The organism is Methylobacterium sp. M6A4_1b (assembly GCF_053345175.1).
Window position 1 is genome coordinate 19,866 of record NZ_JBKEZQ010000036.1, and the last position, 7,566, is coordinate 27,431.

Here is a 7,566-nt window from a genome sequence, read left to right on the forward strand (position 1 = left end):
AGCGTGAGGGCCGGCTCCGACAAGCTGGCCCGGACAGGAGCCGGCATGGACGAGGCGCAGGGGCGGCCGGACGAGGCGGGCGCGCGGTTGATCGAGGCCGGCACGCCGGCTTTCCGCCGCACCGCCATCGCCCTCGGGGCCGCTGGCTTCTCCACTTTCGCGGTGCTCTACGGGGTGCAGCCGCTGCTGCCGGTCTTCGCCGACGACTTCGCGGTCTCGCCGGCCGAGAGCAGCCTCGCCCTGTCGCTGCCCTGCGCCATGCTGGCGATCGCCCTCCTGGTGGTCAGCCCGCTCTCCGAGGTCTGGGGCCGCAAACCTATCATGGTGGCCTCTCTCTTCGCCTCGGCGCTCCTCACCATCGTGGCCGTCCTGGTGCCGAGCTGGCACGGTTTCCTGGCCCTGCGCACCCTGACGGGACTTGCCGCCTCCGGCCTGCCGGCCGTGGCGATGGCCTATCTCGGCGAAGAGATGCACGGGCGCGCCATCGGCCTCTCGATGGGCCTGCTGATCGGCGGCAACGCGGCGGGCGGCATGGTCGGCCGGTTGCTGGCCGGCATCATCGCCGATCACGCTTCCTGGCGCTGGGGCCTCGGCACCATCGGCGTGCTGGCGCTTCTCGCCGCCATCGCCTTCGTCTACCTGCTGCCGGATTCCCGCCGCTTCCAGGCCAACCGGATGCGCTGGCGCGAGGTGCCCGGCACCTTCGGGCAGCACTTCCGTGATCCCGGCCTGCCCTGGCTGTTCGCGGAAGCGTTCCTGCTGATGGGCGGATTCGTGTGCATCTACAACTACATCGGTTTCCGCCTGCTCGATCCGCCCTTCTCCCTCAGCCAGAGCGCCATCGGGGCGATCTTCGTGGTCTACCTCTTCGGCACGGTCTCCTCGGCGCTGACCGGCGAGATCGCGAGCCGGCTCGGGCGGCGCAAGGTGCTCTGGCTCGCCATTCTGCTCGGTCTCGTGGGCGTCGGCCTCACGCTTTCCGGCCACCTCGCCGTGATCATCCTCGGCATCGTCCTCGTCACGGTGGGCTTCTTCGGCGCGCATTCCGTGGCCAGCAGCTGGGTCGGGCGCCGGGCCCTGCGCGACCGGGCCCAGGCTTCGTCGATCTATCTTTGTCTGTACTATCTCGGCTCCTCGGTGCTCGGCACCGCCGGCGGCTGGTTCTTCGCCCATTCCGGCTGGGTCGGCGTGGTGGCGTTCTTCGCAACCCTGTACGGGCTGGCCCTCGCCATCGCTCTGCGGCTGTCGCGTCTGCCGCCCTTGGTTCAGTCGGACGGCTGAGCCGGCATCCGTTGGCGCGGGCTCGTCCCTCCATCCCTTCCGCGAGCAGGCGGGAGCGGGATGCGACTTCTCCGCGACCGTCGCACCCCGCTTCCGAACCGCTCAGGCGGGCCACCCTTCGCAGCGGATCGAAGAGGGAGTTGCAGCGGGCTGCGTCCGCGCAAGACGAACGGGCGACCCATTCAGGAGGGCGCTCGCGCGTCCCTGATCCGAAACCGTATGACGGATGGGCTCGCGTGCCCTATGAGAGGGCCCCTGCCCGGGCGGCCTCGAGCCGTCCACCCGCCGAAGGCTTTCCGAAGACATCCATGACCGACCTCCTCGAGACGATTCGCCGGACGCTCGTGCCGATCCACAAGGAGGGCTATCCCTTCATCGTCATCGGCATCGTGCTGACGGTGATCGGTGCCTACTTCGCGCAGTTTCTCGGCTGGGTGTTCCTGATCCTGACCCTCTGGGTCTGCTACTTCTTCCGCGATCCGGAGCGGATCACGCCCGTGGGCGATGGCCTCGTGGTCTCGCCGGCCGACGGTCGGGTGAACCTCATTTCGACGGTCCTGCCCCCGCCGGAGCTCGACCTTCCGCAGGAGCCGATGCTCCGCATCTCGGTCTTCATGAACGTGTTCGACTGCCACGTGAACCGAGTGCCGGTGACGGGCCGGATCGGTCAGATCCACTACACGCCGGGCCTGTTTCTGAATGCCGAGCTCGACAAGGCAAGCGACGACAACGAGCGCAACGGCCTCGTGATGGAAACGACGCACAAGGGCGCTCCCCTGCGCATCGGCGTGGTGCAGATCGCCGGGCTCGTGGCGCGCCGCATCGTCGGCTGGGTGCATGCGAACGACACCCTGAACGTCGGCGAGCGCTTCGGCCTCATCCGCTTCGGCTCGCGCGTCGACGTCTACCTCCCCGTCGGCACCCGCGTGCTCGTCGGTCTCGGCCAGAAGGCGGTGGCGGGTGAGACGGTGCTCGCCGATCTTGCCGGCGGACCCGAGCGCGTGTTCCGGCGCATCTGAGGGGTTCCCATGGACGACCTGTTCCCGCCCTTCGCCCCCGACGCCAACGAGCCCCGGCCGCGCCGTTTCAAGCCGGTGCCGTTCCGGATGATCGCGCCCAACATGATCACCCTGATGGCCCTCTGCCTCGGGCTGACCGCGATCCGCCTCGCCTTCGAGGGCAAGTTCGAGCCCGCGGTGATCTCCATCGTGGCCGCCGCGTTCCTCGACGGCATCGACGGACGCGTGGCCCGGATGCTCAAGGGCACCTCGCGCTTCGGGGCGGAACTCGACTCCCTCGCCGACTTCGTCAATTTCGGCTGCGCGCCGGCGCTGATCCTCTACGGGTTCGCGCTCAAGGACCTGCGCTCGGTCGGCTGGATCGTGGCCCTGATCTTCGCCATCGCCATGGCGCTGCGGCTGGCCCGCTTCAACGCGATGCTCGACGATCCCAACCGGCCAGCCTGGAAGAAGGACTTTTTCGTCGGCATGCCGGCCCCTGCAGGTGCACTGACCGCGATGCTGCCGCTCTACCTCAACTTCCTCGGCCTGCCGATGGAACATTGGGCGGCCCCCGTGGTGCTCGGCTACATGCTCTGCATCGCGCTTCTCGTGGTCTCCACCGTGCCGACCTTCTCGGGCAAGACCATGGGCAAGCGCGTGCCCCGGGACTGGGTGCTGCCGATCTTCCTCGTGGTCGTGGCAGCCTTCGGCCTGTTCATCAGCTTCCCGTTCGAGTCGATGGTAACCCTCGCGCTCGGCTACCTTGTCACCCTGCCGATCGGCGCAGCGCAGTATCGGCGCCGGGCCAAAGCGGAGGGGCAGGGCTCTCCCGCGCTCGCGGCCGCCGACGATCCCGCCGAGCCGGTGGGACCTGTACACGATCGTGCCGTGGACATCTGACACGCGGCGCTGTCGCTTCCCGGTCGTCTTCGGTTAGGTTGTGCGCTGCCTGGAGTCTTCATCCGGGCGCGGTTCGCGCAGAGGCAGGGTGATGCTCGAGGAATTCAAGAAGTTCGCGCTGCGTGGCAACGTCGTCGACTTGGCGGTGGGGGTTATCATCGGTGCCGCCTTCGGTGCGATCGTCACCTCGGCGGTGCAAGATCTGTTCATGCCGATGATCGGCGCGATCACCGGTGGGCTGGATTTCTCGAACTACTACATCGCCCTCTCGTCGAGCGTGCAGAAGGGCGCGGCCTACGCGGATGCGAAGAAACAGGGCGCCGTGGTCGGCTACGGCCAGTTCATCACGGTGGCACTGAACTTCATCATCGTCGCCTTCGTCCTGTTCCTCGTGATCCGGGCGATGAACCGCCTCGTGAGCAAGGAGGAAGCCAAGCCAGAGGCCGTGGCGGAGGTCCCGGCCGACGTGAGGCTTCTCTCCGAGATCCGGGATATCCTGGCGACCAAGCCGACGGTCGGAGGACCTTACGGAGGTCGCTAGGGCTTCGGGGCTGCGCCGAGATCGCCCAGCAGGCCCTCAAGGGCCTGCTCGACCGCGACCGTGCCTTCTTCGTGCGTCTTCAGCCGCACCTCGAGCCGCTTCAGCTGCGGGGCGAAAGCCTCCGGGGCAGCCGGATCGCCGAGATAGTCCGGGACCGTCTCTCCGGTGGTGAACACCGTCCGCAGCTGCTGGCCGAGATGATCGCGCACCGGCTCGGGGAGGGCCGGGTCGAGGGTGGACTCGTCTGCCATCGTCTGGGTATCCCTCGCGTCCATCGACAAATTCATACCCACGCAAAGCGTGCCGGACAGAGTAACGGCCGAGATCGCCAAGTGTTGCACGGTCCATCGCTCGAAGTCTCTCCGACGAAAACCGGGATGAGCAGATCTGGATAGAAAAAAGCCTCCGGCGAGATCATCGCCGGAGGCTTCGATCAATCACCGCGCGAAGAGCGCGGGGGAGAGTCCTAGTCGATCACTTCGACGATGCGGTGGCTGCGGTCGACCAGCACCGGGCGCTCGTTGACGATGGTGTAGCGGGCGCCGCGGGCGTTGTATTCGGCCGGGACCTCGTAATAGGTCACGCCCGAGTTCGGCAGCACGGCGCCGACGCGGACGTCGCCGTTGTAATCGTAGGACGAGCGACGCTCACGGGTCACGTACTGGCGGAAGCGGGGACGGTCATCGACGCCCAGGATGCCGCCAACCGTGCCCGTGGCGGCGCCGACAGCGCCACCGACGATCGCGCCGACCGGGCCGGCCGCATCCGCGCCCTCTTGTGCGCCGCGCTCGGCGCCACGGACTAGGCCTTGTGCCTGGGCGGCCATGGGCAGGCTGAGGGCGATCGCGGAGGCGGCAAGAAGGGTCTTGAAGTTCATCGTATAGCTCCTGAACGAGTATCCCGCGACGCTGTGAAGCGCTGCCGGGTTCAGGGCAGTAACGTCCAACTCTCGGAAGGGATGCGTCGAAAAATTCCGGGACCAAAGGGAATGGACGGGGTCGTACGGGGCACGCGGCCCTGGGTTTCGCCCGACCCAGAGTCCCTGCCGATCAGGCTTCCTTGGGCATCGCCGACTGGATCAGCCGGTCCGAACTCAGGTCTTCCTCGTCGTAGCCCAGGAGCTCGGCGAGGCGCCCGCGGGCGCGGCTGACGCGGCTCTTCACGGTGCCGACCTTGCAGCCCATGATCGCGGCGGCCTCCTCGTAGGAAACCCCCTCGGCGCCGACCAGCACCAGGGCCTCGCGTTGGTCAGGCGGCAGCTTGCCCAGCGCCGTCTGCAGGTCCTCGACGTCGAGGCGGTCGCCCTGGTGCGGGGCGGTGGCAAGACGGGCGGCGTAGGACCCGTCCTGATCCTCGACCTCGCGCACGCGCTTGCGATGGTCCGAGTAGAAGATGTTGCGCAGGATCGTGAACAGCCAGGCGTTCAGGTTCGTGCCCGGCTGGAAGCGTGCGCGGTGCTGCCAACCCTTCAGCAACGTGTCCTGCACGAGGTCGTCGGAGCGCGCCGGGTTGCTCGTCAGCGACAGAGCGAAAGCGCGCAAGGATGGCACGGCGGCGAGCAGGCCGTTGCGGAACTCGGGCTCGATCGCCTCGCCGCGCGCCTTCAGGGCCGCTTCCAGCTGCTCGATGAGCTCGGCGAAGCGGGTCGGCTGTTCGTCCGGCGCCAACCGCTCGTAGACCGTGCGCAGGTGCTCGCCGAGATGGCTGCGGATGTTCGAGGACAGGTTCGGCCGGCCGTCGGCGGAGGCCGACAGGACGTCATGGGCAGTGTCGGTCACGTCGCGTGTCATGGCTCGTCGTAATCTGGGGCGGTCAGGTTTCGTGTCGGCCCGAGGCGTTCGAGAAGCACCCGCGTGGTCAACTGATGTTGGGCGTTGTAGCGCATCTGGGCCGGCCACGCATCCCGCCGGACAACCGTGGCGGTTAGGCGCGGCGCCGCATCAACAGCCGCAGGACGAGGGGAGGCGTTCGGAGCGCGGGATCCCCTTGGACGTCGATCCCTTGGAAGGTCTTTCCTTGGTAGGGCCTCCCTTGGCATCGACCGGCTTGAGGATGCGCACGGCGCCGTCGCGCAGGGAGAGCACGTGGCCGCGCTCCACGTCGGTCCAGCACTCGTCGCGGGTGAGCGCCTTGGTGGCGATCACGGTGACGACGTCCTTCGCCCCGGTCTCCTGCGCGAAGTCGACCCGCCAGTCCTCGTCCACCAGGGTCGCCGTGCCGAAGGGCGCGCAGCGCGTCAGGTAGCACAGGCGCTTGCCGCAATGGGCGTAGAGGGTGCGGCTGTCCGACAGCAGCATGTTGAAGACGCCGAGGCCGTGTAGCGCGGCGCAGAGATCGGCCACGGCCCGGTCGATGCGCGCCGGGCTCGGCAGGTCCGGCCAGCGCTGCTGCAACTGGTCGAGCATCCAGCAGAAGGCATGCTCGCTGTCCGTGGAGCCCACGGGCTTGAACCAGATCAGGGGCCACTTCTTCACGCCCTTGAGCTGGCCGTTGTGCGCGAAGGTCCAGCGCCGGCCCCACAATTCGCGGCTGAAGGGATGGGTGTTCTCGAGGTTCACCCGGCCGCGGTTGGCCTTGCGCACGTGGGCGATGACGATGCGGCTCTTGATCGGCGTCCTGCGCAGGAGCTTGGCCAGCTCCGACTGCGCGCTCGGCTCCGGCTCGTGGAAGGCGCGCGCGCCCCGTCCCTCGTAGAAGCTGATGCCCCAGCCGTCGGCGTGCGGGCCGGTCTCGCCCCCGCGCCGCGCCAGGGCGGCGAAGGAGAAGCGGATGTCCGTGGGCACGTTCGCGCTCATGCCGAGCAGTTCGCACATGGGGGTTCGGGAGATTTCGCGTGGGACGGAGGGGAGGCGTTGCGAGGCGGGGCATCCCTGGAAGGGAGCGCCGGGCCGCCCACTCTAGAGGATTTTCCTGCCCGCGGGAGCCGGCAATCCTCCGGAAACGCTTCGAGCCGCAACGAACGACCCGCAACCGGGCTAGAGGCTGTTATGAACCGCCCGCCAGTTGAGCGGCCTGTTTGAGCATGAGGCAGACGAAAGCAACGATGTGGAGATCTGCGAGCGTACTGGGATAGCGCTCGTAGTCTTTGACGAGGCGGCGGAAGCGGGTTGCCCAGGCGAAGGAGCGCTCGACCACCCAGCGTCGCGGCAGAAGGACGAAGCCGCGCTTGGCCTCGGGCAGTTTGACGACCTCCAGTTCGATTCCGTGGGTGCGGGCGGCCTTGGCTGGCTTCTCGCCGGTGTAGCCTTGGTCGACATAGGCGAGATCGACGGTGTCCCCTGTGGCAGCCTGCACGGCCTTAGCCAGACGCCCCACCTGGGCGCGGTCGTCGGCATCGGCGGGGGTGACGTGCAGGGCCAGGAGGTGGCCCAGGGTGTCGACGGCCAGATGGACCTTCGAACCCTTCTTGCGCTTGGCGCCATCGTAGCCGGCCCGTTCGCCGCTCTCGGGCGTCGAGCGCAGGGTCCGGCTGTCGAAGATGGCCGCGCTCGGCTCGGGGGATCGCCCGGAGGCCAGACGCAGCAACGCCCGCAGATCGTCGCCCAGTTGCTCGAAGCAGCCTGCCGCCAACCAGCGCTGCGCCTGCTGGTAGACCGCTTCCCAGGGCGGCAGGTCGTTGGGCATCCACCGCCATGGCGCGCCCGTCTTCACGACGTAACGCAGCCCGTTGAACACCTCGCGCAGGCTGTGCTCACGCTGCCCCGCATCCTCCCGCAGCAGCGTCAGATAGGGAGCGACCAGCGCCCATTCTTCATCGGAAACGTCGGACGGGTAGGCTTTGCGTGAAGAGGTCATGCCCCTTCATCTGGAATCAAGCCGTCATAGGTCCATAACAGCCTCTAG

General features: G+C 67.9%; 9 protein-coding genes. 4 read left to right on the plus strand and 5 right to left on the minus strand.

What is annotated here, in order from left to right:
• Positions 1-45: 45 nt before the first annotated feature.
• The 4 genes from ACLBWX_RS21220 (at position 46) to mscL (ending at position 3,723) form a co-directional block, all read left to right on the plus strand.
• Entirely contained in the window at positions 46-1,281 is a 1,236-nt protein-coding gene (locus tag ACLBWX_RS21220; protein ID WP_447678958.1) for an MFS transporter, read from the plus strand.
• 308 nt (positions 1,282-1,589) lie between these two features.
• Positions 1,590-2,300, plus strand: a complete 711-nt coding sequence (locus ACLBWX_RS21225; RefSeq protein ID WP_447678959.1) for a phosphatidylserine decarboxylase — start codon at positions 1,590-1,592, stop codon at positions 2,298-2,300.
• A 9-nt stretch (positions 2,301-2,309) separates the two neighbouring features.
• On the plus strand, positions 2,310-3,182 hold the full coding sequence (locus ACLBWX_RS21230; protein WP_447678960.1) for a CDP-alcohol phosphatidyltransferase family protein: 873 nt from the start codon (positions 2,310-2,312) through the stop codon (positions 3,180-3,182).
• Positions 3,183-3,273: 91 nt separating this feature from the next.
• The gene (mscL, locus tag ACLBWX_RS21235) at positions 3,274-3,723 is read left to right on the plus strand and encodes a large conductance mechanosensitive channel protein MscL (RefSeq protein ID WP_447678961.1); all 450 of its coding nucleotides are present in this window, start codon (positions 3,274-3,276) and stop codon (positions 3,721-3,723) included.
• On the opposite strand, the gene ACLBWX_RS21240 is transcribed toward mscL, so the two are convergent.
• The 5 genes from ACLBWX_RS21240 to ACLBWX_RS21260 all read right to left on the minus strand — a co-directional run bounded on the left by ACLBWX_RS21240 (position 3,720) and on the right by ACLBWX_RS21260 (position 7,518).
• A complete protein-coding gene (locus tag ACLBWX_RS21240) occupies positions 3,720-3,974 on the minus strand; it encodes a hypothetical protein (protein ID WP_447678962.1) in 255 nt (84 codons plus the stop codon). The two genes, mscL and ACLBWX_RS21240, sit on opposite strands and share 4 nt — an antisense overlap.
• A gap of 215 nt (positions 3,975-4,189) precedes the next feature.
• On the minus strand, positions 4,190-4,600 hold the full coding sequence (locus ACLBWX_RS21245; RefSeq protein WP_447678963.1) for a DUF1236 domain-containing protein: 411 nt from the start codon (positions 4,598-4,600) through the stop codon (positions 4,190-4,192).
• 172 nt (positions 4,601-4,772) lie between these two features.
• Positions 4,773-5,513: a sigma-70 family RNA polymerase sigma factor gene (locus ACLBWX_RS21250; RefSeq protein ID WP_447678964.1), complete on the minus strand. Its 741-nt coding sequence runs from the start codon at positions 5,511-5,513 to the stop codon at positions 4,773-4,775.
• A gap of 150 nt (positions 5,514-5,663) precedes the next feature.
• Entirely contained in the window at positions 5,664-6,536 is an 873-nt protein-coding gene (locus ACLBWX_RS21255) for a class II glutamine amidotransferase (protein ID WP_447678965.1), read from the minus strand.
• A 172-nt stretch (positions 6,537-6,708) separates the two neighbouring features.
• Entirely contained in the window at positions 6,709-7,518 is an 810-nt protein-coding gene (locus ACLBWX_RS21260; protein WP_447676942.1) for an IS5 family transposase, read from the minus strand.
• Positions 7,519-7,566: the final 48 nt, after the last annotated feature.